Annotated in this window: 24 protein-coding genes; 16 read left to right on the forward strand and 8 right to left on the reverse strand. The window is 68.0% G+C overall.

Annotation, left to right across the window (positions count from 1 at the left end; translation table 11 throughout):
• Nucleotides 1-72 precede the first annotated feature (72 nt).
• The 9 genes from metG to BM198_RS08530 all read left to right on the forward strand — a co-directional run bounded on the left by metG (nucleotide 73) and on the right by BM198_RS08530 (nucleotide 8,174).
• Nucleotides 73-2,115, forward strand: coding sequence for a methionine--tRNA ligase (gene metG, locus BM198_RS08490; protein ID WP_074969216.1), 2,043 nt, complete (start codon nucleotides 73-75; stop codon nucleotides 2,113-2,115).
• Between the two features lie 87 nt (nucleotides 2,116-2,202).
• A complete protein-coding gene (locus BM198_RS08495) occupies nucleotides 2,203-3,006 on the forward strand; it encodes a DUF4349 domain-containing protein (RefSeq protein ID WP_074969218.1) in 804 nt (267 codons plus the stop codon).
• Between the two features lie 104 nt (nucleotides 3,007-3,110).
• The gene (locus BM198_RS08500; protein WP_074969220.1) at nucleotides 3,111-3,662 is read left to right on the forward strand and encodes an Rnf-Nqr domain containing protein; all 552 of its coding nucleotides are present in this window, start codon (nucleotides 3,111-3,113) and stop codon (nucleotides 3,660-3,662) included.
• Complete coding sequence (gene rsxB, locus BM198_RS08505) at nucleotides 3,659-5,041, forward strand: electron transport complex subunit RsxB (protein ID WP_074969222.1); 1,383 nt, start codon at nucleotides 3,659-3,661, stop codon at nucleotides 5,039-5,041. The genes BM198_RS08500 and rsxB overlap by 4 nt, the downstream gene beginning before the upstream one ends.
• A 7-nt stretch (nucleotides 5,042-5,048) precedes the next feature.
• Nucleotides 5,049-6,053 carry an RnfABCDGE type electron transport complex subunit D gene (locus BM198_RS08510; RefSeq protein WP_074969224.1) on the forward strand — a complete coding sequence of 335 codons (1,005 nt, stop codon included), beginning with the start codon at nucleotides 5,049-5,051 and terminating at the stop codon, nucleotides 6,051-6,053.
• Nucleotides 6,050-6,652 carry an RnfABCDGE type electron transport complex subunit G gene (locus tag BM198_RS08515; protein ID WP_074969226.1) on the forward strand — a complete coding sequence of 201 codons (603 nt, stop codon included), beginning with the start codon at nucleotides 6,050-6,052 and terminating at the stop codon, nucleotides 6,650-6,652. Before BM198_RS08510 ends, BM198_RS08515 begins: the two co-directional genes overlap by 4 nt.
• Nucleotides 6,649-7,200: an Rnf-Nqr domain containing protein gene (locus tag BM198_RS08520; RefSeq protein WP_074969228.1), complete on the forward strand. Its 552-nt coding sequence runs from the start codon at nucleotides 6,649-6,651 to the stop codon at nucleotides 7,198-7,200. The genes BM198_RS08515 and BM198_RS08520 overlap by 4 nt, the downstream gene beginning before the upstream one ends.
• A gap of 47 nt (nucleotides 7,201-7,247) precedes the next feature.
• On the forward strand, nucleotides 7,248-7,886 hold the full coding sequence (gene nth / locus BM198_RS08525; RefSeq protein ID WP_074969230.1) for an endonuclease III: 639 nt from the start codon (nucleotides 7,248-7,250) through the stop codon (nucleotides 7,884-7,886).
• Nucleotides 7,887-7,994: 108 nt separating this feature from the next.
• Nucleotides 7,995-8,174 carry a PA3496 family putative envelope integrity protein gene (locus tag BM198_RS08530; RefSeq protein WP_044413248.1) on the forward strand — a complete coding sequence of 60 codons (180 nt, stop codon included), beginning with the start codon at nucleotides 7,995-7,997 and terminating at the stop codon, nucleotides 8,172-8,174.
• Nucleotides 8,175-8,458: 284 nt separating this feature from the next.
• On the opposite strand, the gene BM198_RS08535 is transcribed toward BM198_RS08530, so the two are convergent.
• The 5 genes from BM198_RS08535 to BM198_RS08555 all read right to left on the reverse strand — a co-directional run bounded on the left by BM198_RS08535 (nucleotide 8,459) and on the right by BM198_RS08555 (nucleotide 13,467).
• Nucleotides 8,459-8,668 carry a cold-shock protein gene (locus tag BM198_RS08535; RefSeq protein ID WP_044413245.1) on the reverse strand — a complete coding sequence of 70 codons (210 nt, stop codon included), beginning with the start codon at nucleotides 8,666-8,668 and terminating at the stop codon, nucleotides 8,459-8,461.
• Between the two features lie 317 nt (nucleotides 8,669-8,985).
• Entirely contained in the window at nucleotides 8,986-9,969 is a 984-nt protein-coding gene (locus BM198_RS08540; protein ID WP_074969232.1) for a DUF4340 domain-containing protein, read from the reverse strand.
• A gap of 9 nt (nucleotides 9,970-9,978) precedes the next feature.
• A complete protein-coding gene (locus tag BM198_RS08545; RefSeq protein ID WP_074969234.1) occupies nucleotides 9,979-11,811 on the reverse strand; it encodes a GldG family protein in 1,833 nt (610 codons plus the stop codon).
• Between the two features lies 1 nt (nucleotide 11,812).
• Entirely contained in the window at nucleotides 11,813-12,547 is a 735-nt protein-coding gene (locus BM198_RS08550; protein ID WP_044413238.1) for an ABC transporter permease subunit, read from the reverse strand.
• On the reverse strand, nucleotides 12,544-13,467 hold the full coding sequence (locus BM198_RS08555; protein ID WP_074969236.1) for an ABC transporter ATP-binding protein: 924 nt from the start codon (nucleotides 13,465-13,467) through the stop codon (nucleotides 12,544-12,546). The genes BM198_RS08550 and BM198_RS08555 overlap by 4 nt, the downstream gene beginning before the upstream one ends.
• A 239-nt stretch (nucleotides 13,468-13,706) precedes the next feature.
• On the opposite strand from BM198_RS08555, the gene plsB reads away from it, so the two are divergent.
• From plsB to BM198_RS08575, 4 genes are all read left to right on the forward strand, one after another.
• Entirely contained in the window at nucleotides 13,707-16,211 is a 2,505-nt protein-coding gene (plsB, locus tag BM198_RS08560; RefSeq protein ID WP_074969238.1) for a glycerol-3-phosphate 1-O-acyltransferase PlsB, read from the forward strand.
• A 161-nt stretch (nucleotides 16,212-16,372) separates the two neighbouring features.
• On the forward strand, nucleotides 16,373-17,329 hold the full coding sequence (locus tag BM198_RS08565) for a hypothetical protein (protein WP_074969241.1): 957 nt from the start codon (nucleotides 16,373-16,375) through the stop codon (nucleotides 17,327-17,329).
• A 72-nt stretch (nucleotides 17,330-17,401) separates the two neighbouring features.
• Nucleotides 17,402-17,803: a YbaY family lipoprotein gene (locus tag BM198_RS08570; RefSeq protein ID WP_044413229.1), complete on the forward strand. Its 402-nt coding sequence runs from the start codon at nucleotides 17,402-17,404 to the stop codon at nucleotides 17,801-17,803.
• A 30-nt stretch (nucleotides 17,804-17,833) separates the two neighbouring features.
• Complete coding sequence (locus BM198_RS08575; protein WP_044413226.1) at nucleotides 17,834-18,511, forward strand: DUF4197 domain-containing protein; 678 nt, start codon at nucleotides 17,834-17,836, stop codon at nucleotides 18,509-18,511.
• 46 nt (nucleotides 18,512-18,557) lie between these two features.
• On the opposite strand, the gene gloA is transcribed toward BM198_RS08575, so the two are convergent.
• From gloA to BM198_RS08590, 3 genes are all read right to left on the reverse strand, one after another.
• Nucleotides 18,558-18,950 (reverse strand): lactoylglutathione lyase, encoded by a 393-nt coding sequence (gene gloA, locus BM198_RS08580; RefSeq protein WP_044413224.1) that lies wholly within the window; start codon nucleotides 18,948-18,950, stop codon nucleotides 18,558-18,560.
• A 92-nt stretch (nucleotides 18,951-19,042) separates the two neighbouring features.
• Nucleotides 19,043-20,260 carry an argininosuccinate synthase gene (locus BM198_RS08585; protein ID WP_044413221.1) on the reverse strand — a complete coding sequence of 406 codons (1,218 nt, stop codon included), beginning with the start codon at nucleotides 20,258-20,260 and terminating at the stop codon, nucleotides 19,043-19,045.
• A gap of 118 nt (nucleotides 20,261-20,378) precedes the next feature.
• Complete coding sequence (locus BM198_RS08590; protein WP_074969243.1) at nucleotides 20,379-21,368, reverse strand: flagellar protein MotY; 990 nt, start codon at nucleotides 21,366-21,368, stop codon at nucleotides 20,379-20,381.
• Between the two features lie 161 nt (nucleotides 21,369-21,529).
• Here BM198_RS08590 and pyrC point away from each other — a divergent pair, with 161 nt between their 5' ends.
• The 3 genes from pyrC to BM198_RS08605 all read left to right on the forward strand — a co-directional run.
• The gene (gene pyrC / locus BM198_RS08595; protein ID WP_044413214.1) at nucleotides 21,530-22,576 is read left to right on the forward strand and encodes a dihydroorotase; all 1,047 of its coding nucleotides are present in this window, start codon (nucleotides 21,530-21,532) and stop codon (nucleotides 22,574-22,576) included.
• Nucleotides 22,573-23,241 carry a ribonuclease T gene (gene rnt / locus BM198_RS08600; protein ID WP_069561313.1) on the forward strand — a complete coding sequence of 223 codons (669 nt, stop codon included), beginning with the start codon at nucleotides 22,573-22,575 and terminating at the stop codon, nucleotides 23,239-23,241. The genes pyrC and rnt overlap by 4 nt, the downstream gene beginning before the upstream one ends.
• A 111-nt stretch (nucleotides 23,242-23,352) precedes the next feature.
• The coding region (locus BM198_RS08605) for a helix-turn-helix domain-containing protein (RefSeq protein WP_074969245.1) at nucleotides 23,353-23,641 on the forward strand (289 nt) is incomplete at its 3' end.

The following is a 23,641-nucleotide window of genomic DNA, read 5'->3' on the forward strand; positions in this document are numbered from 1 at the left end:
GGCGTGAAAAAAAGCCGGCGACTCTTTATAGTTGCCAACTTCCCTTCGTTCCGTATCCGGTAGCCCAGCACCATGACCGAGCCCCGCAAGATCCTTGTGACAAGCGCCCTCCCCTATGCCAACGGTTCCATCCACCTGGGGCATATGGTCGAGTACATCCAGACCGACATCTGGGTGCGCTTCCAGAAGATGCGCGGCAACCAGGCCATCTACGTCTGCGCCGACGACGCCCACGGTTCGGCCATCATGCTGCGCGCCGAGAAGGAGGGCATCACCTCCGAGCAGCTGATCGACAACGTGCGTGCCGAGCACACCACCGACTTCGCCGACTTCCTCGTGGACTTCGACAACTACCACTCCACCCACTCGCCGGAGAACCAGGCGCTGTCGAGCCTGATCTACACCCGCCTGCGCGACGCCGGCCACATCGCCACCCGCCCGGTGACCCAGTACTTCGACCCGGACAAGCAGATGTTCCTGGCCGACCGCTTCATCAAGGGCACCTGCCCGAAATGCGCGGCCGAGGACCAGTACGGCGACAACTGCGAAGTGTGCGGCGCCACCTACGCCCCCACCGAGCTGAAGAACCCCAAGTCGGCCATCTCCGGCGCCACCCCGGTGCTCAAGGAGTCGCTGCACTACTTCTTCAAGCTGCCGGACTTCGACGCCATGCTGAAGCAGTGGACCCGCAGCGGTGCCCTGCAGGAGTCGGTGGCCAACAAGATCGCCGAATGGCTGGACGCCGGCCTGCAGCAGTGGGACATCAGCCGTGATGCGCCCTACTTCGGCTTCGAGATCCCCGACGCGCCGGGCAAGTACTTCTACGTCTGGCTGGATGCCCCCATCGGCTACATGGCCAGCTTCCAGAACCTCTGTGCGCGCCGCCCGGAGCTGGACTTCGACGCCTACTGGGCCAAGGACTCCAGCGCCGAGCTGTACCACTTCATCGGCAAGGACATCGTCAACTTCCACGCCCTGTTCTGGCCCGCCATGCTCGAAGGCGCCGGCTTCCGCAAGCCCACCGCGCTGAACGTGCACGGCTACCTGACCGTCAACGGCCAGAAGATGTCCAAGTCCCGCGGCACCTTCATCAAGGCCCGCACCTACCTGGACCACCTGGACCCGGAATACCTGCGCTACTACTACGCCTCCAAGCTCAGCCGCAGCGTCGACGACCTCGACCTGAACCTGGAGGATTTCGTGCAGAAGGTGAACTCCGACCTGGTGGGCAAGGTGGTCAACATTGCCAGCCGCTGCGCCGGTTTCATCCACAAGGGCAACGGCGGCCGCCTGGTGGCCGAGAATGCCGCGCCGGAGCTGTTCGCCGAGTTCGCCAGCGCCGCACCGAGCATCGCCGAGGCCTATGAGAACCGCGACTTCGCCCGGGCCATGCGCGAGATCATGGCGCTGGCCGACCGCGCCAACGCCTGGATCGCCGACAAGGCGCCCTGGGCCCTGAACAAGCAGGACGGCAAGCAGGCCGAGGTGCAGGCCATCTGCGCCGTGGGCGTGAACCTGTTCCGCCAGCTGGTGATCTTCCTCAAGCCGGTGCTGCCGAACCTGGCCGCCGCCGCCGAGCAGTTCCTCAACGTCGCCCCGCTGAGCTGGAACGACCACCAGGTGCTGCTGGCCGACCACGACCTGAACCCCTTCAACCCGCTGATGACCCGGATCGACCCCGTGAAGATCGACGCCATGATCGCTGCCTCCAAGGAAGACCTCGCCGCCCAGAACGCCGCCCCGGCCCCCGCCGGCAACGGCGAGCTGACCAAGGAGCCGCTGGCTCCGGAAATCGCCTTCGACGCCTTCGCCGCCGTGGACCTGCGCATCGCCCTGATCGAGAAGGCCGAGTTCGTCGAGGGTGCCGACAAGCTGCTGCGCCTGACCCTGGACATCGGTGACGCCAAGCGCAACGTGTTCTCCGGCATCAAGAGCGCCTACCCGGACCCGAGCAAGCTGGAAGGCCGCCTGACCCTGTACGTGGCCAACCTGGCCGCGCGCAAGATGAAGTTCGGCGTCTCCGAAGGCATGGTCCTGGCCGCCGGCCCAGGTGGCGAGGAGATCTACCTGCTCAGCCCCGACAACGGTGCCAAGCCGGGCCAGCGCGTCAAGTAAGCCGCGCCGTCTTCGCGAAGCGCCTGCCCGGTCACCGGCCAGGCGCTTCGTCGTTTCAGCCCCACGAACACCCTGCAAGGAACGCCCATGATCAAGCACTGGACCCTCCCCTTCCTACTGGCCCTCACCGCCCTGGCCGGCTGCTCCCCGTCGGACCGCGAGGCGAGCGGCGGTGCCGCCCTCCAGGGCGAAGCCTCCAAGCCCGGCGCCTTCCTCGCCTACGAGCACCAGGTCTCCATCCACCTCGCCGCCGAGGCCGTTGCCCCGCGCCTGGCCGCCACCCGCGAAGCCTGCAACGACGGCCGCTTCGGCAGCTGCGAGCTGCTGGCCATCGAGCAGAACCAGGGCGGCTACCGCGCCGGCCAGCTGGTGCTGCGCATCGTGCCCGAAGGCGTGGAGAAGATCGTGGCCCTGGCCGCCGAGGGTGGCGAGCTGCAAAGCCGCACCACCCGCGCCGAAGACCTGGCCCAGGCGGTGGGCGACAACGCCCGCACCCGCGAGCGCCTGGAGCGCCAGTACAAGACCCTGCAAGCCTTCCAGGAGCGCAAGGACCTGGCCGTCGCCGACCTGCTGGCCCTGGCCCGGGAGATGGCCGAGCTGGAGGTGCAGCTGGCCGCCAATGCCCAGGAGTCCGCCCAGCAGCAATGGCGCATCGCCACCAACCTGCTGACCCTGGACTTCACCACCGACCAGCAGCGCCCGAGCCGCCTGTCGCGCATCGGCGAGGCTGCCGCCGGCCTGCTGGACAACGCCACCGAAGGCACCGCCCAGGCCCTGGAGATGCTCGGCTACGGCATTCCCTTCGTGGTCATCCTCTTCCCCCTGGCGCTGCTGGTGCGCGGGCTGTGGCGCCGCGCCACGGGCCGCAACAAGGCCGCTGCCCAAGACTGAACAAGGGCTGGGACCAGGGTCGCCCCGGGGCGGCCCTGTACCCGCCCGGCGCCATCCCGGATAATACGCGGCCCTTTGTGAACGATCCGGCCCGTCCCGAATCCATGACCGATCTCCTCATCGCGCTGTTGGGCGCCGCCCTGGTCAACAACCTGCTGCTGGCACAGGCAGCGGGTGGCGACGCCCAGCCCCGTCTGCAGGCTCTGGCCCGTGCCGGCGGCCTGATGCTGGCCCTGGGACTGCCCCTGGCCTGGCTGCTCGACCGCCTTCTGCTGGCGCCCCTGGCCCTCGACCACCTGCGCCCGCTGGTGCTGCTCCCCCTGCTGGCGCCCCTGGCCTGGGCCGCGCTGGCGCTGCTCAAGCACCTGCCCGGCACCGCCGACGTACCGAACGGCCTGTTCCCGCTGCTGCTGGGCAATGGTGCGGTACTCGGTGGCCTGTATCTGGCCGCCAGCAGTGGTTTCGTCCACGCGCTGGGCCTCGGCCTGGCAGGTGGCCTCGGCTTCTGGCTGGCACTGGGGCTGTTCGCCGACCTGATGCAACGGGTCGACGCCGCCGATGTACCCGCACCCCTGCGCGGTACGCCGATCACCCTGCTCTGCGCCGGCCTCATGGGCGTCGTGCTGATGGGCTTCAACGGCCTGGTGGCGCCATGAGCCAGGCCCTTGTCCAGCGCATCGACGCCCTGCTGCCGCAGACCCAGTGCGGCAAGTGCGGCCACCCCGGCTGCCGCCCCTATGCCGAAGGCATCACCAAGGGCGAGGCCATCAACAAGTGCCCGCCCGGCGGCCAGGTGACCATCATCGCCCTGGCCGACCTGCTGCAGGTGCCGGTCCTGCCGCTGGAGGCGCCCAATGGCCCGGTCCCGCCGCAGGTCGCCTTCATCCGCGAGGCCGAGTGCATCGGCTGCACCAAGTGCATCCAGGCTTGCCCGACCGACGCCATCGTCGGGGCCGCGCGGCAGATGCACACGGTCATCCGCGACGAGTGCACCGGCTGCGAACTCTGCGTCGCGCCCTGCCCGGTGGACTGCATCGACATCCTGCCCCTGGCCGAGCCGGACGCCAGCGCCCAGCGCGAGCGGGCCGACCAGTTCCGCCAGCGCTTCGAGCAGCGCAATGCCCGCCTGGCCCGTGACGAAGCCCGCCGCCAGGCCGAGCGCGAGGCTCGCGCGCAGCGCCAGGCCCACGCCCAGGAAAAGGCCCGCAACGAAGCCGCCACCAGCATCGACCCGGTGCAGGCCGCCATCGAACGGGTCAAGGCCCAGAAGGCCGCCGCCGGCACCCTCAGCGACGAACAGAAGCGCCTCAAGGTGGAGGCAGCCATGGCCCGGGTGGCGCTGTCCCGCGCGGAGAAGCAGTACGCCACCTACGGCACCTCCGACCTCGCCGCCCAGGTGGCCGAGCTCAAGGCCGCCAGCGAGCGGGCGGAAGCCGCCCTGGCCCAAGCCAGCGCCGCCCCCGCGCCGGTCACGGACGAGGCGGCGCTGAAGAAGGCCAAGATCGAAGCCGCCATGAGCCGCGCCCAGTTGGCCAAGGCGCAGAAGGCCTATGGCGCCGAACCGGATGCCGGGCAGCAGGCCCAGCTGGCCGCCCTGCAACAGGCGGTGGATGACGCCGAGGCCGCCCTGGCGCGCCTGCAGGCAGCACAGCCGGTCACGCCGCCCAGCCCGGGCGAGGCCGCGCTCAAGCAGGCCAAGGTCGCCCTGGTGACCCGTCGGGGCGCGTTGCGCAGCGCCGAGGCCCGTGGCGCGGACGAAGCCGAGCTGGCGCCGCTGCGCCAAGCCCTGGCCGACGCCGAGGCCGCCCTGCATGCCGCCGAGGATGCCTGCGGCAAGGCGCCGCCCGAACTGCAGCGCATCGACAAGCGCCCGGTGGACCCGGCCCTGCGCGCGCTGAAGACCGAGCTGGCCATGGCCCGTGCCGAGGTCAGCCGCCTGGAGCGCCGCCAACCCCGCGACGAGGCTGCCATCGGCCGCGCCCAGGCCCGCCTGGCCGAAGCCGAACGCCGCCTCGGCGAACACCCCGAGGCCTGAGCCGGCCATGGCCAGCGCTCCCGGTTTCGACCCGCGCCCGGCCATGAGCCTGGTGCTGCTGGCGTGCCTGCCGGGCCTGCTGGTCCAGCTCTGGCACTACGGGTTCGGCACCTTGCTGCAACTGGCACTGGCCATCCCCTGCGCCCTGGCCTGCGAGGCGCTGGTGCGGCGCCTGCGCGGGCAGCACGTCGCCCCGGACGAGGCCCTGTTCGGCCGCCCCTGGCTGGCCGAGGGCAGCGCCCTGGTGACGGCCACCCTGCTGGCCCTGGCCCTGCCGCCCTATGGCCCCGCCTGGCTGACCCTGATGGCCTGCGCGGCGGCCATCCTGTTGGGCAAGTCGGTCTTCGGCGGTTTCGGCCGCAACCCCTTCAACCCCGCCATGCTCGGCTTCGCCCTGGCCCTGCTGGCCTTCCCGGCGCAGATGGCCCAATGGCCCGTTGCCGGCCAACCCCACGGCCTGCTGGCCGCGCTGCAGCAAGTGCTGGGCCTGGGCAGCGGCCTGGTGGACGGCTGGAGCCAGGCCACGGTGCTGGACAGCCTGCGCCACAACGACCGCCTGACCATCGACGAACTGTTCGCCCGCAACGCCGCCTTCGGCCACCTCGGCGGGCGCGGTGTGGAATGGGTCAACCTGGCCTTCCTCGCCGGCGGCCTGTGGCTGCTGCAGCGCCGGGTGATCCGCTGGCACGCCCCGGTGGGGCTGATCGCCGGGCTGTTCGTCGCCAGCCTGCTGGGCTGGAACGGCAGCGGCTCGGACTCCAACGGCTCGCCGCTGCTGCACCTGTTCTCCGGCGCCACCATGCTCGGCGCCTTCTTCATCGTCACCGAGCCGGTCTCCGGCCCCAGTGCCGACCGGGCGCGGCTGGCATTCGGCCTGGGCGTTGGCGTGCTGGTCTACGTGATCCGCACCTGGGGCGGCTATGCCGACGGCATGGCCTTCGCCGTGCTGCTGATGAACCTGGCGGTGCCGGCGCTGGAGCGCTGGGCCCAACGCGCGAGGCCCGCCCCATGAACGGGCGCAGCCTCGCGTGCCTGCTGGCCGCCGCCGCTCTGGCGGTGGGCTTGCTCACGGCGCTGCACGCCGTGCTCGCCCCTCGCCAGCAGGCGGCCGCCGAGGCCTCCGCCGAGCGTGCCCTGCTCGACCTGCTGCCCACCGGCAGCTATGACAACCACCCCCTGCAGGACGCCGTGCCCCTGACCGGGGCTGACGACCTGGGCAGCCCCTCACCGGCCACCGCCTGGCGCGCGCGCCAGGGCGAACGCCTGGTGGCCGTGCTGCTGCCGGTACGGGCGCGGGGCTATGAAGGGTCCATCGACCTGTTGCTGGCCATCGCGCCGGATGGCCGGCTGCTGCACAGCAAGGTCCTGGCGCACCGGGAAACACCGGGTATCGGCGATCGCATCGAGGCCACCCGCTGCCCCTGGCTGGGCGGCCTGGCAGGTCGGAACCTGGCGGAGCAGCCGGGGGAATGGCGGGTCCGCGCGGATGGTGGCGATGTCGACCAGATCGCCGGCGCCACCATCACCTCCCGCGCCGTGGTGGCGGGCGTCCAGGCGGGCCTGCGCTACTTCGACACCCACCGCGTTGCCTTGCTGGGGGCCACGCCATGAGCACGCCTACACGCACCGCTGCATTGCTCGGCCTGGCACCGCTGCTGGGGGCCAGCGACCTGCTGGTGAAAGCCCTGGGCCTGGCCCTGGTCGCCCTGCCCTTGCTGGCCGGAGTCGGGGCCCTGCTGCCTTGGCTGCATCGCCACCTGGCGGGCCGGGCCTTCTGGCTCGGGACGCTGATGCTGGCTGGCTGCGGCGTGGCGCTGGCCGACCAGCTCCTGCGGGCCTTCGCCTACGACCTGCACCAGGCCCTGGGCCCCTGGCTGTTGCTGCTGGCCCTGCCGTGCCTGCACCTGGCGCTGGAGGCACCGGGCCGGGCCAGCGATGGCCTCAGGGCAGGCCTGGCGTTCAGCCTGCTGGCCCTGCTGCTCGGCGCGCTGCGCGAGGGCATCGGCCATGCCAGCCTGCTGGCCCACGGCGACTGGCTGGGCCTGGGCGCACTGAGCCTCACGTTCGCCGGCCATGGCGTCCCGCTCTTCGCCTCGGCGCCGGGAGGGCTTATCCTGCTCGCCCTGCTGTGGGTGCCGCTGCGTCGCGCCTTGCCCTGAGCGCGGTTCGCGCCCCACCCTGAATCCACCGTGAAAAGCCGAATGCCATGAACGCTGCCAAACGCCTGGAAATCTTCCGTCGCCTGCACGAAGACAACCCCTATCCCAAGACCGAGCTGGCCTACACCACGCCCTTCGAACTGCTGATCGCGGTGATCCTCTCCGCCCAGGCCACCGACGTCAGCGTCAACAAGGCCACCGCCCGGCTGTACCCGGTGGCCAATACCCCCGAAGCCATCCACGCGCTGGGGGTGGAGGGCCTGTCGGAGTACATCAAGACCATCGGCCTGTACAACAGCAAGGCGAAGAACGTCATCGAGACCTGCCGCATCCTCATGGAGAAGCACGGCAGCCAGGTGCCGGACAACCGCGAGGACCTGGAGGCCCTGCCCGGCGTGGGCCGCAAGACGGCGAACGTGGTGCTCAACACCGCCTTCCGCCAGCCGGTGATGGCGGTGGACACCCACATCTTCCGCGTCAGCAACCGCACCGGCATCGCCCCGGGCAAGACCGTGCTGGAGGTGGAGAAGAAGCTGGTGAAGTTCGTGCCGAAGGACTACCTGCTCGACGCCCACCATTGGCTGATCCTCCATGGGCGCTATGTGTGCGTCGCCCGGAAGCCGCGCTGCGGAGCCTGCCGGATCGAGGACTTGTGCGAGTACAAGGCGAAGACTTCGGACGATTGAGCGGACCCTGCAAAGTCCTGGTTTTCAATTGAAAAAATCTTTTTTACCGGCCGATTCTTTGTCGCTATAAGGTGCGCCATCACCGCCCCGCATCGTGGAGTGACCTGAATGAGCACTGTCAAAGAAGAGATCGAGATCGAGGAAGACTTCATCGCCGAGGAAGCGGAAGAAGCCGAGGCGCCTGCCGAAGTGGCCAAGACCAACCTGACCAAGCGGCGCATCATCGACAACTACCTCGAAGAGCGTCGCCTGCAGAAGCAGCTGAACGACTACGACTTCGACCTGTGATCGACAGCGCCTGAAAGAGCCCCGCACCTGCGGGGCTTTTTGTTGGCTGTGCACCGCCAGCCGCGCGTTGCAGCAGGACGGTTGCAAGGCGCTGAAGCGTTGCAAAAAGGTGCGCAGAGCATTCATGCCGTGCAGTCGGGCGCTGGAGCGGCAGCTCGCAAACGCCTTCGCCAGCAGTCAGCGAGCGGGCGAGAACGGCAGGTCACGAAGGGGCGCCGCAGGACAGCGGCAAGAAGGGGACAAACAAAAGGCCCGTCGCTTGGACGGGCCTTTCGCTTGGAGACTCAGACGCGGGCGACGTCTTCCGCCTGCAGGCCTTTCTGGCCCTGGATCACCGAGAACTCGACCTTCTGGCCTTCGACCAGGGAACGGTGACCTTCGCCGCGGATAGCGCGGTAGTGAACGAATACATCCGGACCGCTTTCACGCTGGATGAATCCATAGCCTTTAGCGTCATTGAACCACTTGACGGTTCCGACCTCACGATCAGCCATTACTACTCTCTCCAAACTCGCAATTTTGTTGTTGGCCCCAATCCTGGGACTTAGACGGGTTGGTAAAGACGTATTTTTCTCGATATCCGACCGCGGTCTGACGAGGCGTGGGCGGGTACTCCGAAAGGCGTTCTTTTAACCACCGCGCCCGGAGTATACGACAGGAAATGCTACAGAAAAGCACTTTTTTCCGGCATGCGGAAAACGCCGTGAGACTAGGTGTTCACGCCCTTTTCCGGGGCTTTCGCGTCACAAAATGGGGCATTTCGGCGAAGGCGCTCCGGGCCCCTGGGCAGGGCCCGGAAACGCCCTGAGGCTCACTTCGCCGAGAGCAGGTCCTCGAGCTTTCGGGCCAGTGCCTGGTACTGGAAGGGCTCGATCAGGTAGGCCCAATCGGTACGACCCGGCACCTGGTCGTCGAGCTTCTCCTGGCCGGTCAGGCGCAGCCAGTACTGCTCGCCCTGCCCCAGCAGTTCGCCAGTGAGGCGGCCGCCGGCGAAGGTCTGCAGTTCGAAGCTGAGCAGCGGCTTGTCCTTGAACTGGACCTGGTCCAGCGGCGCGGCGTCGGCGAACTGCAGGCCGGCGAACACCGCCGCCATGCCGTTGGCCGCCGCCTCGTAGGCCAGCTTGCGACCGGCCGGCAGCTGGCGGACCTTCATGTTCGGCTCGTTCTCGGCGTCGCGGTACACCGTCAGTTCCTTGCCCTGGGGGTAGCGGACTGCGACCTGGCGCACGCTGGAGAAGGGAATGGCGGCGATGCGCCGGTCAAGCCAGGCCAGCTCGGTCTCGGGCAGCTCGATGCGCCGGTCGATCAGCCAGCTCTGGTCGTCGCCGGGCAGGCGCACCAGTTGCCCCTTGCCCTGCTGGCCGGGCTTGCCGATCAGCAGGTCCTGCTGCGGCAGGCCGTTCTGCCCGCGCACCACCAGGCGCAGGGCCTGGCCTTCCCCGGGCTTCTCGGCCAGGCCCAGCTGGGCGTGCAGCTCCGGCTTGGCGGTGCGTGCCTCGACCCGACGCGCCTCGCCCAGGGCCCGCAGCAGGTCGGCCACGGCGCGGGCATCGGCCGGGTAGCCGGCCTTGTCCGCTACCACCCAGGTGGAGTCACGACGCGCCAGGTGCACCGGCGGTTGACCGGGCCGCTGCACCTCGATGGCGTCGATGTCGGCCAGCCGGCCCTCCAGGGCCGGCAGCCAGGCCTGGGCCTGCGTCCCCGGCGTCGGGCCCGCCTGGCGCTGCAGCGCCAGGTAGGTGCCGCCCAGTGCGACGGCCAGGATGAACAGGAAGATGAAAGCCTTGCGTCCCATGTCCTCTCCTCAGGCGCGGCGGCGGCGCCAGGCCCACAGCAGCAGCACGCCCAGGGTCAGCACCAGCGGCACCAGGGCGATGTTGATGAACTTGAGCGTGCGACCGAGCTTCTCGATGTCGGCGTTGAGCTGGTAGTTGACCTCGCGCAGCTCCTTGCGGATGCGCAGCTTCTCCTGCATGAACTGCTGCAGGGTGGCCTGCTGCTCGGGGGTCAGTTCCAGGGCCTTGGCCGGGTCCTGGTTCTGCAGGCTGGCCAGCTTCTCCTCGGTCTCGGACAGGCGCTGCTTGAGGGCCTGCTCCTGCTCGCGGAAACGCGCTTCGGCCTGGCGCTGGAGGTCTTCCACCACGGTGAAGGGGCGGGTGAAGCGACCGCGGGAGCGCACGCTGATCAGTGCCTCGGAGCCGGAGAGGTTGTCCAGGGCGTTGATGGCGAAGGCCGAGTTGTCCGCCCAGGGCTGCGGCACGCGCTGGCCGAAGAAGTCCTGCACCTGCACCCACATGCGGTCGCTGAGCATGTCGGTGTCGGCGACCACGATGATGTTGATGTTGTCGGCCGACTTCAGCCCGTCCTTGCGCCCTTCGATGCCGTCGGGGAAGGCGCTCTGTGCCGGCCCGCTGATACGGGCCGCGACGGTGTAGCGGTCACCGCTGGGGTTCAGCTCGCCCATCAGCTCCTGCGGGTTGCGCAGCATGGCGAAGCGCTGGGCGTCGAACGGCATGGCGTACTCGGAGCTGTGGATCAGCGGCACGAAGTGGGTCTTGGCACCCTCCAGCGGGCGCAGGATGCCGGCGGTGGCGACCGTCAGGGTCTCCAGGTTGGCGGTGGCCACGTCGCTCGGGTCCAGCGCCTGGCGCGGCAGGGTCAGCCAGGCCGGATGACGGGCCGGGCGCTCGCCCTGGCCCATGCTCACCGACATGGCGTAGGCACCGTCGCCCAGTACCTTGCCGGGCAGCATCTCGAAGCCCCAGGCCTTGAACAGCGCCGGCAGGTCGGAGCTCTTGCCCTCGCCGCCCATCTCGCCGGGCATCGGCATGGCATGGTCGGCCTCGCTCCAGGGGTCGACGAAGGCCAGCAGCTTGCCGCCCCGCAGGACGAACTGGTCGATGGCGTACTGGGTCTGCTCGGACAGGTTCTTCGGGTGCACCAGCAGCAGCACCGAGACCTTGTCGGGGATCTGGTCGACGTCGGGCTTGAGGCTCTCGATCTGGAACAGCTGGCGGATTTCCTCCATCACCATCCACGGCGAGCTGGGCTGCTGGGTCTGCATGTCGAAGCCGCCGTTGAGCGGCAGCCCGGAGAGCACGCCGACCACCGGACGCTGGGGATGCGCCAGGCTCTGCACCAGGCGGCTGACCTCGTATTCGAGGAACTCTTCCTGGTCCAGCGGGAAGAACGGGATCACCTGGTGGTCGTCGACGCTGTTGGTGCCGGCCAGGCCGAAGTAGATGGCGTCGCCACCCTGCTGGGCCGGCACCGCCTGGAGGCCGAACTCGGCGGCCTTGTCCTCGTCCTCGGAGAAGGGCTCGGGGTCGACGATGTGCAGCTTGATCTTGCCGTCCGCCGCCTGGGCGTAGGCCTTGAGCATCTCCTCCACGCGGCGGGCGTAGTTGCGCAGCACCACCAGGTCCTTGGCGGACTTGTCGGAGTAGAAGAAGTACAGGTTGATGGGCTCGTCCAGCTCCCCGAGGATCTGCCGGGTGCCGTCGGAGATGGTGTAGAGCTTCTGCTCGGTGAGGTCGAGGCGGGCGTTGGTCAGCGCCAGGCCCGAGACCATGTTGAACGCCAGGAAGGCCAGGGCGATGAGCAGCAGGCCGGCGCTGGAATACATCAGTTTCTTCATGTCAGTCGGCCTTCTTCAGATCGACCACCACGGCGGTGGCGGCGAGCCACGCGGCGATCAGGGAGAGGAAGTAGAGCAGGTCGCGGAGGTCGATCACGCCCTTGCTGATGGCATCGAAACGGGTCAGGAAGCTCAGCGAGGCGACCGCGTCCAGCAGCCATTGCGGGGCCCAGGCGCTGAAGGCGTCGAGCACCAGCGGGAAGCCGCTGACGATGAACAGGAAGCACACCACCACGGCGAGGATGAAGGCGATCACCTGGTTCTTGGCCAGCGCCGACATGCACGAGCCCACCGCCAGGTAGGAGCCGGCCAGCAGCCAGCTGCCGATGTAGCCGGTGACGATGGCGCCGTTGTCCGGCTCGCCCAGGTAGTTGACGGTGATGACCATGGGGAAGGTCAGCAGCAGCGCCAGGCCGGCGAAGGCCCAGGCGGCGAGGAACTTGCCGGTGACCGCCTCGAAGCGGGTGACCGGCAGGGTCATCAGCAGTTCAATGGAGCCGGACTTGCGCTCCTCCGCCCACAGGCGCATGGCGATGGCCGGCACCAGGAACAGGTAGAGCCAGGGGTGGAAGTTGAAGAAGGGCGCCAGGCTGGCCTGGCCGCTTTCGAAGAAACCGCCCAGGTAGAAGGTGAAGACCCCGGACAGCACCAGGAAGATCACGATGAACACATAGGCCAGCGGGGTGGCGAAATAGCTCGCCAGCTCGCGCTTGAAGATGACCGGCAACTGCTTCATGCCGCTTCCCCCCGGGTCAGGCTGCGGAAGACTTCGTCGAGGCGGCCGCGCTCCACGTCCAGCTCCTTGACCCGCCAGCCGCGCTGGTGGATGAGCTGGTTGACCTGCGGGAAGATCACCTCGCCCGGCTTGGCCAGCACCGTCAGGCCACCGCCAGCAGCGTTTTCCTCGACACCGGCAACGCCCGGCAGCACGGCCAGCGCCAGCGGATCGAGGGGCTCGTCGGCCACCAGGGTCACCGCCTGGTGGTAGCGGGAGCGGCGCTCCAGCTCGTAGGGGGTGTCGTCGGCCACCAGCTTGCCGGCGGCGATCACCACCGCGCGGGTGCACACCGCCGTCACCTCTTCGAGGATGTGGGTGGAGATGATCACGATCTTGTCCCGGGCCAGGCTCTGGATGAGCTGGCGCACCTGATGCTTCTGGTTCGGGTCGAGGCCGTCGGTGGGCTCGTCGAGGATCAGCACGCGGGGGTCATGGAGAATGGCCTGGGCCAGCCCGACGCGGCGCTTGAAGCCCTTGGACAGGGTCTCGATGCTCTGCCCGAGCACCTTGTCCAGCTCCACCTGGCCGGCGGCCTGGGCGACGCGGGCCTTCTTCTCGGCGCCACGGAAGCCACGGATCTCGGCGATGAATTCGAGGAAGCCGCGCACCGTCATGTCGCCGTAGCAGGGCGCGCCCTCGGGCAGGTAGCCGAGGCTGCGCTGGGCCTGCAGGGTCTGGGTCTGGATGTCGTGGCCGAAGATGCTGGCGGTGCCGGAGGTGGGCGCCAGGAAGCCGGTGAGCATCTTCATGGTGGTGGACTTGCCGGCGCCATTCGGGCCGAGGAAGCCGAGCACTTCCCCCGGCTCGACCGCGAAGGACAGGTCGTCCACGGCGGTGTGCTGCGCGAATCGTCTGGTCAGTTTTCTTATGTCGATCATGGCCTCTACCCCAACGGGAAAAGCCCCCGGCCATGCTGGCCTCAGGGGCCCTGCAAAACGCCGGCGGACTATAAGGAGTCTCCCGGCGGCATAGCAAGACAGCGAAGCGTGCCGAAAGTTTCCTGCCGTTACGTGAGATTTCACCCCGCAAAAGCCGGCTTCGGCTTTTTGCGGCGGGTCAGCGAATACGGCACACTAGCCGCCCCGAGCACACGCTCGTTCCACACCACGACGCCCGTATGACCCGTTCCCCGTTCCGCCGCCTGGCCTTCGGCACCCTGCGCCGCCTCCTCTACCTGTGGGTGCGCTCGGAAACCATCAACCAGTCCGCCTTCACCCTCAAGCTCGACCGCAGCAAGCCCGTGCTCTACGTGCTGCAGCAACCCTCGGCCAGCGACCTGGCGGTGGTGGACCGGGAATGCACCAAGGCCGGGCTGCCGCGCCCGGTGCTGCCGGTGGCAGTGGGCGACAGCCTGGAGCCGGCCGCCTTCTTCTACCTGACCCCGGAGCCGGGCTGGTTCGGCGGGCAGGACAAGCGCGGCACCTCGCCGACCCTGGTGCGGGTGCTGGACGCCATCCAGCAGCACGCGGTGGATGACGCGCAGATCATTCCGGTGACGGTGTTCTGGGGCCAGTCCCCGGACCGCGAGACCAGCCCCTGGAAGCTGCTGTTCGCCGACAGCTGGGCCGTGACCGGGCGCCTGCGCAAGCTGGTCAGCATCCTCATCCTCGGGCGCAAGACCCGGGTGCAGTTCTCCGCCCCCATCCACCTGCGCGAGCTGATCGCCCAGGGCAAGGGCCCGGAGCGCACCCAGCGCATGGTGCAGCGCATCCTGCGGGTGCACTTCCGCAACCAGAAGACCGCCGTGATCGGCCCCGACCTCTCCCACCGCCGCAACCTGGTGAAGGGGCTGGTGCATGCGCCGCTGGTGCGCCAGGCCATCGCCGAGGAAGCCGAGCGCGAGAAGATCAGCCCGGCCAAGGCCGAGGCCCAGGCGCTGAAGTACGGCAACGAGATCGCCTCCGACTTCGCCTACACGGCGATCCGCTTCCTCGAAGTGGTGCTGAGCTGGTTCTGGAACAAGCTCTACGAGGGCATCAAGGTCAACCACATCGAGGGCGTGCAGGACATCGCCCAGGGTCACGAGGTGATCTACGTGCCCTGCCACCGCAGCCACATCGACTACCTGCTGCTGTCCTACCTGCTGTTCCGCAACGGCCTGACGCCGCCGCACATCGCCGCCGGCATCAACCTCAACATGCCGGTGATCGGCGGCCTGCTGCGCCGTGGCGGCGCCTTCTTCATGCGCCGTACCTTCAAGGGCAACCCGCTGTACACCTCGGTGTTCAACGAGTACCTGCACACCCTGTTCAGCCGCGGCTTCCCGGTGGAGTACTTCGTCGAGGGCGGGCGCTCGCGCACCGGGCGCATGCTGCACCCGAAGACCGGCATGCTCGCCATCACCCTGCGCAGCTTCCTGCGCTCCTCGCGCCTGCCCATCGTCTTCGTCCCGGTGTACATCGGCTACGAGCGCGTGCTGGAAGGCCGCACCTACCTGGGCGAGCTGCGCGGCGCGAGCAAGAAGAAGGAGTCGATCTTCGACATCTTCAAGGTCATCGGCGCCCTGAAGCTGCGTTTCGGCAGCGTCGCGGTGAACTTCGGCGAGCCGATCAAGCTGGCGGAGTTCCTCGACCAGCAGCAACCGGACTGGCGCGCCCAGGAGCTGGGACCGCAGTTCCGCCCGGCCTGGCTCAACGACACCACCAACCGCCTGGCCGTGCGCATCGCCCGCCACCTCAACGACGCGGCGGCGATCAACCCGGTCAACCTGGTGGCCCTGGCGCTGCTCTCCACCAGCCGCCTGGCACTGGACGAACGCGCGCTGACCCGCGTCCTGGACCTGTACCTGGCCCTGCTGCGCGCGGTGCCCTACTCGCCCCACGCCACCCTGCCGGAAGGCGACGGCCAGGCGCTGATCCAGTACGTGCAGAGCATGGACCTGCTGGCCGAGCAGAAGGACGCCCTGGGCAAGATCCTCTACCTGGACGAGCAGAACGCCGTCCTGATGACCTACTACCGCAACAACGTGCTGCACATCTTCGCCCTGCCGGGGCTGCTGGCCAGCTTCTTCCAGAGCAGCGGACGCAGCAGCCGCGAGCAGATCCTGCGCTACACCCGCGCCCTGTACCCCTACCTGCAGGCCGAGCTGTTCATCCGCTGGAACCTGGACGAGCTGGACGCGGTGGTGGACCAGTGGCTGGCCGCCTTCGTCGAGCAGGGGCTGCTGAAGGTGGAGAACGACGTGTACGTGCGCCCGGCGCCCAGCTCGCGGCAGTTCGTGCTGCTGACGCTGATGTCCCGCGCCATCGCCCAGACGCTGCAGCGCTTCTACATGGCCATCGCCCTGCTGCTCAATGCCGGGCAGAACCAGCTCACCGCCGAGGAGCTGGAGAACCTGTGCACCGTCATGGCCCAGCGCCTGTCGATCCTCCATGGCCTCAACGCCCCGGAGTTCTTCGACAAGACGCTGTTCCGCCACTTCATCCAGACCCTGCTGGACCAGCGCGTGCTGCGCCAGGACGAAGCCGGCAAGCTCAGCTACCACCCCGAGTTGGGCGACCTGGCCGAGGGCGCGGCCAAGCGCGTGCTCACCGCCGAGATCCGTCTCTCCATCCGCCAGGTGGCACTGGAGCGCCAGACGGACGAAGCCCCCCAGGACGAGCCGCAGGCCGAAGCCTCCTGATCCAGGCGGGCGGCTTCGGCCGCCCGCTTTCTGCTTCGCCCACTAGAAGAAATGCCCTACAAGCCGGACAGAATCCCCCGAGGGGCTGCCTGTCCGGCCCTCAGTACCATGGCGGCTGCGCATTCGCGCGTCCTTCTGCCCTCTTCACCCAGGGAACCCCCATGCTGCTGAGAACCATCACCGTCGAGAACGGCCAGCGGGAGGCGTTCAACGCCGCCGTGCTGTGCAGCCTCGCCATCCCCGAGATCGAAGCCAACGTCCTCGTCTACACCCTCAATGAAGCCGGGCCCCAGGGCACGTCCTGGGTCTACCTCGCAGCCCTGGCGCCCCTGGCCGAGGGGGGATACCAGTTGAGCAGCCTGGACGAGCGCGCCTGCCAGGTCGCCCGCCGGGCGTTGCGCCAGATCATCGAGGGCGCACGCGGGAATCGCGATGCGGCCACCGCCTTCCACTTCATCCGCATCGAACGCCTGGGCCCACCCCTCACCCCGCACCCCACCTGCATGGAACAGCACCACCCGCTGACCCTCGGTCCCGGCGCCATCCAGACACTGCTGGCCTGCCGCAGCAGCGACAACATCGGCGCGCCCTTCTACTCGACCCATCCGCTGCCCTACCAGCCCTACGAATCCCCCCTGCACGACTCGCCAGTGGCGACGGTGGATCCCCGGCAGGCAGCAGACGCGCCCGAGCCCCCAGCCCCGGTGCCCCACAACGCCAGCCGCAGCGAACAGATGCTCAGGGAGGTGCAGGCCACCCTCAACACCCTGGTGGAGATGGCCGGCGTGTTCACCCGCCGCCAGCCGGACAGCAGCCCCCTGCAGCCAGACCCGGGACTGGCCGAGCGCGAGCGCGAGCTGCAGGCGCAGGAAGCCCGCCTGCAGGCATTGGAGGCCCAGCTCCAGGCGCGCCAGGACGAACAGGAGCAGCGCCGCACGCGTCTGGCCGAGCACGAAGCCGCCCTTGATCGTCGCGCTGCGGAGCTGGATGTGCAGATCGAGAAGCTGGTGGCCGCCAAGGAGCGCCTCCGCCGGCTGATGCGCACCGTCAACGAGAACGTCCACGTGAACAACACGCTGGGCGCCATCGGCAAGGCCCTGCCGGTGGTCGATGATTGAACCGGCGATGCCCGCCAGCCCGGTCTGCCCCGACGCTCTATAGTGTGTGGGGTCCAATCACGGAATGTACTCATGAAAAGAACCCTGCCCCTGCTCTTCGCCAGCCTGCTGCTCGGCGCCTGCACCACCCCGCAAACGGCCTCGATGGCCCAGCTCGAAGGCGAGGTGTACTACCTGCAGCGCATGGCCCTGCCGCCGGATGCAACCCTGCGGGTCACCCTGGTGGACGTCTCGCTGGCGGATGCCCCCGCCCGCGAACTGGCTCACCAGCAGGGCCGCATCGAGGGCCAGGTGCCCCTGGCCTTCCAGCTCAGCTACGACCCGGCCAACCTGCAGAGCGGCCACCAGTACGCCGTGGCGGCGCGCATCGAGCTCGACGGCAAGCTGATGTTCATCAGCAGCGAACGCCACTCGGTTAAACTCGACGGCACCGATCCACAGCCCCTGCGCATCCGGGTCGACCCGGTTCGCTGATCCGAACTCCACCAGCCCAAGGAAGCCCTCATGTTCCGACTCACTGCCCTGGTCGCCGGCCTGGCCCTCTCCGTCAACGCCTTCGCCCTCTCCCTCAGCGACCTCAGCCAGCAGGACGCCGCCGGTGGCCTGAAGGATGCCCTCACCCAAGGCGCCAAGGTCGCCGTGCAGCAGCTCGGCAAGCCGGGCGGCTTCAGCAACAACCCCGAGGTGCGCATCGAACTGCCCGGCAAGCTGGGCAAGGCCGCCAAGACCATGAAGATGATGGGCATGGGCGACCAGGTGGAGCAGCTGGAAACCAGCATGAACAAGGCCGCCGAGGCCGCCGTGCCGCAGGCCCAGGCCCTGCTGGTGGACGCGGTGAAGAAGATGACCGTGCAGGACGCCAAGGGCATCCTCACCGGCCCGCAGGACTCCGCCACCCAGTACCTGAACAAGACCAGCCGCGAGCAGCTGCGTGCCAAGTTCCTGCCCATCGTGAAGAAGGCCACCGACCAGGTCGGCCTGGCGCAGCAGTACAACAGCTTCGCCGGCCAGGCCGCGAGCTTCGGCGTGGTGGACGCCAAGAGCGCCAACATCGAGAGCTACGTGACCGAAGAGGCGCTGGATGGCCTGTTCAAGATGATCGCCGAGCAGGAGGCGAGCATCCGCCAGAACCCGGCCGGTGCCGCCACCAGCCTGGCGAAGAAGGTGTTCGGCGTGCTCTGAGCCCGCCCGCGCCAAGAAAAAGCCCGGCATCTGCCGGGCTTTTTTGTCAGTCGTTGCGCGAAGGCGACAGCAACTCGATCTTGTAGCCGTCCGGGTCCTCGACGAAGGCCAGGATGCTGGTGCCGTGCTTCATCGGCCCCGGCTCGCGGGTGACCTTGCCGCCACGGGCGCGGATGTCTTCGCAGGCCTTGTAGACGTCCGCCACTTCCAGGGCGATGTGGCCGTAGCCGGTGCCCAGCTCGTATTTGTCCACGCCCCAGTTGTGGGTCAGCTCGATCACGCTGTTGTGGGCCTCGTCGCCGTAGCCGACGAACGCCAGGGTGAACTGGCCGTCCGGGTAGTCCTTGCGACGCAGCAGGGTCATGCCCAGGACTTCGGTGTAGAAGGCGATGGATTTGTCCAGATCGCCGACGCGCAGCATGGTATGCAGCAGTCTCATCAGGGATTCCTCTTGGTTGCCCGATCAGGGCTCATAAAAGCAGAACCCCGGCTCGTGGCCGGGGTTCCTTTTGGCACGGGGCGTTCAGCTTATCAGAACAGCTTGCGGCCCTTGCCGGCGGCGATGCGCATGCGCAGGGCGTTGAGCTTGATGAAGCCCGCCGCGTCCGCCTGGTTGTACGCGCCGCCATCTTCTTCGAAGGTGGCGATGTTAGCGTCGAACAGCGAGTCGTCGGACTTGCGGCCCACGACGATGACGTTGCCCTTGTACAGCTTCAGGCGTACCACGCCATTCACGTTGGCCTGGGAGGCGTCGATCATCTGCTGCAGCATCAGGCGCTCGGGGCTCCACCAGTAGCCGGTGTAGATGAGGCTGGCGTACTTGGGCATCAGCTCGTCTTTCAGGTGGGCCACTTCGCGGTCCAGGGTGATGGACTCGATGGCGCGGTGGGCCTTGAGCATGATGGTGCCGCCGGGGGTCTCGTAGCAGCCGCGGGACTTCATGCCGACGTAGCGGTTCTCGACGATGTCGAGGCGGCCGATGCCGTTCTCGCCACCGATGCGGTTCAGCTCGGTCAGCACCTGGGCCGGGGTCATGTCCTTGCCGTCGATGGCGACGATGTCACCGGCGCGGTAGGTCAGCTCGATGTAGGTCGGGGTGTTCGGTGCAGCTTCCGGGGACTTGGTCCAGCGCCACATGTCCTCTTCGTGCTCGGTCCAGGTGTCTTCCAGCACGCCGCCCTCATAGGAGATGTGCAGCAGGTTGGCGTCCATGGAGTACGGGGACTTCTTCTTGCCGTGGCGCTCGATCGGGATGCCGTGCTTCTCGGCGTAGTCCATCAGCTTCTCGCGGGACAGCAGGTCCCACTCGCGCCAGGGGGCGATGACCTTGACGCCCGGCTTCAGCGCGTAGGCGCCCAGCTCGAAGCGGACCTGATCGTTGCCCTTGCCGGTGGCACCGTGGGAGATGGCGTCGGCGCCGGTCTCGTTGGCGATCTCGATCAGGCGCTTGGCGATCAGCGGGCGGGCGATGGAGGTGCCCAGCAGGTACTCGCCTTCGTAGATGGTGTTGGCGCGGAACATCGGGAACACGAAGTCGCGGACGAACTCTTCGCGCAGGTCATCGATGTAGATTTCCTTGACGCCCATGGCCTGGGCCTTGGCACGGGCCGGCTCGACCTCCTCGCCCTGGCCGAGGTCGGCGGTGAAGGTCACCACTTCGCAGTTATAGGTATCTTGCAGCCACTTCAGGATCACCGAGGTGTCCAGGCCACCGGAATAAGCCAGGACAACCTTCTTCACGTCCGCCATGCCATCAACTCCACGGGGTTGTACGAAAACCGGGGATTCTACTGACCCTGGCGGCCAAATTACAGTGGCGCGACAGGCAATGACGACCAGGCGACAGATTCTTTCGATCCGGCGCCGCTCAGGAGGCGGACGCCGGCTTGGCAGGCGCCGGGCTGGCGGTCGGGGGCACGGCAGGCGCCGTGGAGGGTGCGGCAGGGGCCGCCGCCGGTGCCGGCTCGGTGGCCGGTGCGGCGGCTGGGTTTTCCGCCGGGGGGGCCTCCGGCTCCTTGGACAGGGCCACGGCGACCCGGCGGTTCTTCGCCCGGTTGGCCTCGTTGGTGTTGGGCACCAGCGGATAGCGCTCGCCGTGGAAGCGCATCACCATCTGCGACTCCGGCACGCCGTTAGCCTTGAAGTAGTCGAACACCGCCAGCGCCCGGCGCCGCGACAGGTCACGGTTGGTCAGGCGGTTGCCGGCGTTGTCGGAGTGGCCGTCGATCTCGATGTGGTTCACCGCCGGGTCGGCCTTCATGTAGTCGAGGACGATCTCCAGCTTGGCGCGGGCCATCGGGTCCAACGCCACGCCGCCGCCGGGAAAGCCCAGCTCCAGCTTCTTCACCTGATCGAAGTTCACCGGCAGCAGCTTGGCGGTGCAGGCCAGGTAGTCGTTGTAGGCCTTGTTGAAATGCACCGGCAGCAGGCGCACCTCCAGGGCATCCCCGCCCTGCTGGGTGCGATGGCGCACCAGCGGGCTGCGCCCTTCCAGCAGACCGGTGAGCAGGCGCCCGCCCTGCAGCTGGTTGCTGTTGAACGGCACTTCGCCGTTGCCCACCGCCACGGCACCGAGGTTGATGTCGCCGCGCCCGGGCTGCCAGGGCGCCGCCGCTGCCAGCAGGGTCGCCTGACCGCCGCCCATCCAGCGCTCGTTGGGCTTGAGGCGGAAGGTGACCTGCTCGCCGGCACGGCGGACGAACTCGCCGCTGCCGAAGTCGGTGATCGGCTGCGACAGGCGGCACTCGAACTTGTCCCCTTCTACCTTCCACTCCACCTTCTCCAGGCGGGTCTGGAAGGTGATAGCCATGGCCGGCAGGGCAATGAGGCTGAGCAGGGCGATGGGAAAAGCGCGCACGGCTGGCTCCGGGGAAAGACGTCAGGTTCACAAGGGCTATCGGTGCGAAGGCGGAAAACTTAAGCGCCGTTCGGCGCCCCCGGGCCCGACGCGCCGCCCGTGCCCCGGCCGGGCTTTTCCGGTAGCATGCACGCCGAGTTTCACCCGCCTGGAATCCCCCCATGTCCGACCGCCTGACCCTGCTGCGTCCCGACGACTGGCACATCCACCTGCGTGATGGCGCCGTGCTGGCCCACACCGTGGCCGATGCCGCGCGCACCTTCGGCCGCGCCATCATCATGCCCAACCTGGTGCCCCCGGTGCGCAACGCCGAGGAAGCCGACGCCTACCGCCAGCGCATCCTCGCCGCCCGTCCGGCCGGCAGCGGGTTCGAACCGCTGATGGTGCTGTACCTCACCGACCGCACCCGCCCCGAGGACATCCGCGCCGCCAAGGCCAGCGGCTTCGTCCACGCCGCCAAGCTCTACCCGGCAGGCGCCACCACCAACTCCGATTCAGGGGTGACGCGCATCGACGCCATCTTCCCGGTGCTGGAAGCCATGGCCGAAGTCGGCATGCTGCTGCTGGTGCACGGCGAAGTGACCCGCAGCGAGATCGACGTGTTCGACCGCGAGAAGGCCTTCATCGACGAGCACCTGGTGCGCGTCGTCGAGCGCTTCCCCACCCTGAAGGTGGTGTTCGAGCACATCACCACCGGTGACGCTGTGCAGTTCGTGCGCTCGGCCTCCAGCAACGTGGGCGCCACCATCACCGCCCACCACCTGCTGTACAACCGCAACCACATGCTGGTGGGCGGCATCCGCCCGCACTTCTATTGCCTGCCGATCCTCAAGCGCAACGTGCACCAGGAAGCCCTGCTGGACGCCGCCACCAGCGGCAGCCCGCAATTCTTCCTCGGCACCGACTCCGCGCCCCACGCCCAGCACGCCAAGGAAGCCGCCTGCGGCTGCGCCGGCTGCTACACCGCGTACGCGGCCATCGAGCTGTACGCCGAGGCCTTCGAGCAGCGCAATGCCCTGGACAAGCTGGAAGCCTTCGCCAGCCACCACGGCCCAGACTTCTACGGCCTGCCGCGCAACACCGACACCATCACCCTGGTACGCGAGGACTGGACCGCTCCGGCCACCCTGCCCCTGGGCGAGAACAGCGTGGTGCCCCTGCGCGCGGGCGAAACCCTGCGTTGGCGACTGCTGGAGGGCCAGGCGTGAGCGAGGAATTCTTCGACGACGAACTCGACGGCAGCCTGCCGTCCGGCCCGCGCCACCCGATGGCGGCACGCTTCCGTGGCTACCTGCCGGTGGTGGTGGACGTGGAGACCGGTGGTTTCAACTGCGCCACCGACGCCCTGCTGGAGATCGCCGCCACCACCATCTCGATGGATGAAGGCGGCTTCCTCTACCCGGACCACACGCACTTCTTCCGGGTCGAGCCCTTCGAGGGCGCCAACATCGAACAGGCTGCCCTGGAGTTCACCGGGATCAAGCTGGACCACCCGCTGCGCATGGCCGTGACCGAGGAACATGCCCTGGGCGAGATATTCCGGGGCCTGCGCAAGTCCATCAAGGCACATGGCTGCAAGCGCGCCATCCTCGTGGGGCACAACAGCAGCTTCGACCTGGGCTTCCTGAATGCCGCCGTGAACCGCACCGGCATCAAGCGCAACCCCTTCCACCCCTTCTCCAGCTTCGACACCGCCACCCTGGCGGGCCTGGCCTACGGCCAGACGGTGCTGGCCAAGGCCTGCCAGGCCGCCGGCATCGAATTCGATGGCCGCGAGGCACACTCGGCACGCTACGACACCGAGAAGACGGCCGAGCTGTTCTGCGGCATCGTCAACCGCTGGAAGGAAATGGGCGGCTGGATCGACGACTGATCCCACCGCCACGAAAAAGGCCGCCCGTACCTGGTACGCGCGGCCTTTTTCATGACGTTGTCCCGTCCTGAATAAGGTTTACACCTTCGCCCTTATTTCAGGAGAACCCCGATGGCAGAAGGTATCCGTCGCAGTCAGCGTGATTACACGCAGGCTTTTAAACTGGCAGTGGTCGATCAAGTCGAAAAAGGCGAAATGAGCTACAAGGAGGCTCAGGCTCGCTACGGCATCCAGGGCCGTTCGACGGTGCTGGTGTGGTTACGCAAGCATGGTCGGCAGGACTGGAGTCAAGGAGCCTCCATTCGATCCGCCAGGAGCAAGCCGATGTCCGAACCCAACCTGCCACTGACGCCGGAGCAGCGCATCAAGGAGCTGGAGCAGCAGCTGGAAGTCATGAGCC

It is taken from the genome of Metapseudomonas otitidis (genome assembly GCF_900111835.1).
GTDB lineage: Bacteria > Pseudomonadota > Gammaproteobacteria > Pseudomonadales > Pseudomonadaceae > Metapseudomonas > Metapseudomonas otitidis.

Coding starts and splice junctions, on each gene's coding strand:
- metG (WP_074969216.1), top strand. CDS start 73: ATGACCGAGCCCCGCAAGATCCTTGTGACAAGCGCCCTCCCCTATGCC.
- BM198_RS08495 (WP_074969218.1), top strand. CDS start 2,203: ATGATCAAGCACTGGACCCTCCCCTTCCTACTGGCCCTCACCGCCCTG.
- BM198_RS08500 (WP_074969220.1), top strand. CDS start 3,111: ATGACCGATCTCCTCATCGCGCTGTTGGGCGCCGCCCTGGTCAACAAC.
- rsxB (WP_074969222.1), top strand. CDS start 3,659: ATGAGCCAGGCCCTTGTCCAGCGCATCGACGCCCTGCTGCCGCAGACC.
- BM198_RS08510 (WP_074969224.1), top strand. CDS start 5,049: ATGGCCAGCGCTCCCGGTTTCGACCCGCGCCCGGCCATGAGCCTGGTG.
- BM198_RS08515 (WP_074969226.1), top strand. CDS start 6,050: ATGAACGGGCGCAGCCTCGCGTGCCTGCTGGCCGCCGCCGCTCTGGCG.
- BM198_RS08520 (WP_074969228.1), top strand. CDS start 6,649: ATGAGCACGCCTACACGCACCGCTGCATTGCTCGGCCTGGCACCGCTG.
- nth (WP_074969230.1), top strand. CDS start 7,248: ATGAACGCTGCCAAACGCCTGGAAATCTTCCGTCGCCTGCACGAAGAC.
- BM198_RS08530 (WP_044413248.1), top strand. CDS start 7,995: ATGAGCACTGTCAAAGAAGAGATCGAGATCGAGGAAGACTTCATCGCC.
- BM198_RS08535 (WP_044413245.1), bottom strand. CDS start 8,668: ATGGCTGATCGTGAGGTCGGAACCGTCAAGTGGTTCAATGACGCTAAA.
- BM198_RS08540 (WP_074969232.1), bottom strand. CDS start 9,969: ATGGGACGCAAGGCTTTCATCTTCCTGTTCATCCTGGCCGTCGCACTG.
- BM198_RS08545 (WP_074969234.1), bottom strand. CDS start 11,811: ATGAAGAAACTGATGTATTCCAGCGCCGGCCTGCTGCTCATCGCCCTG.
- BM198_RS08550 (WP_044413238.1), bottom strand. CDS start 12,547: ATGAAGCAGTTGCCGGTCATCTTCAAGCGCGAGCTGGCGAGCTATTTC.
- BM198_RS08555 (WP_074969236.1), bottom strand. CDS start 13,467: ATGATCGACATAAGAAAACTGACCAGACGATTCGCGCAGCACACCGCC.
- plsB (WP_074969238.1), top strand. CDS start 13,707: ATGACCCGTTCCCCGTTCCGCCGCCTGGCCTTCGGCACCCTGCGCCGC.
- BM198_RS08565 (WP_074969241.1), top strand. CDS start 16,373: ATGCTGCTGAGAACCATCACCGTCGAGAACGGCCAGCGGGAGGCGTTC.
- BM198_RS08570 (WP_044413229.1), top strand. CDS start 17,402: ATGAAAAGAACCCTGCCCCTGCTCTTCGCCAGCCTGCTGCTCGGCGCC.
- BM198_RS08575 (WP_044413226.1), top strand. CDS start 17,834: ATGTTCCGACTCACTGCCCTGGTCGCCGGCCTGGCCCTCTCCGTCAAC.
- gloA (WP_044413224.1), bottom strand. CDS start 18,950: ATGAGACTGCTGCATACCATGCTGCGCGTCGGCGATCTGGACAAATCC.
- BM198_RS08585 (WP_044413221.1), bottom strand. CDS start 20,260: ATGGCGGACGTGAAGAAGGTTGTCCTGGCTTATTCCGGTGGCCTGGAC.
- pyrC (WP_044413214.1), top strand. CDS start 21,530: ATGTCCGACCGCCTGACCCTGCTGCGTCCCGACGACTGGCACATCCAC.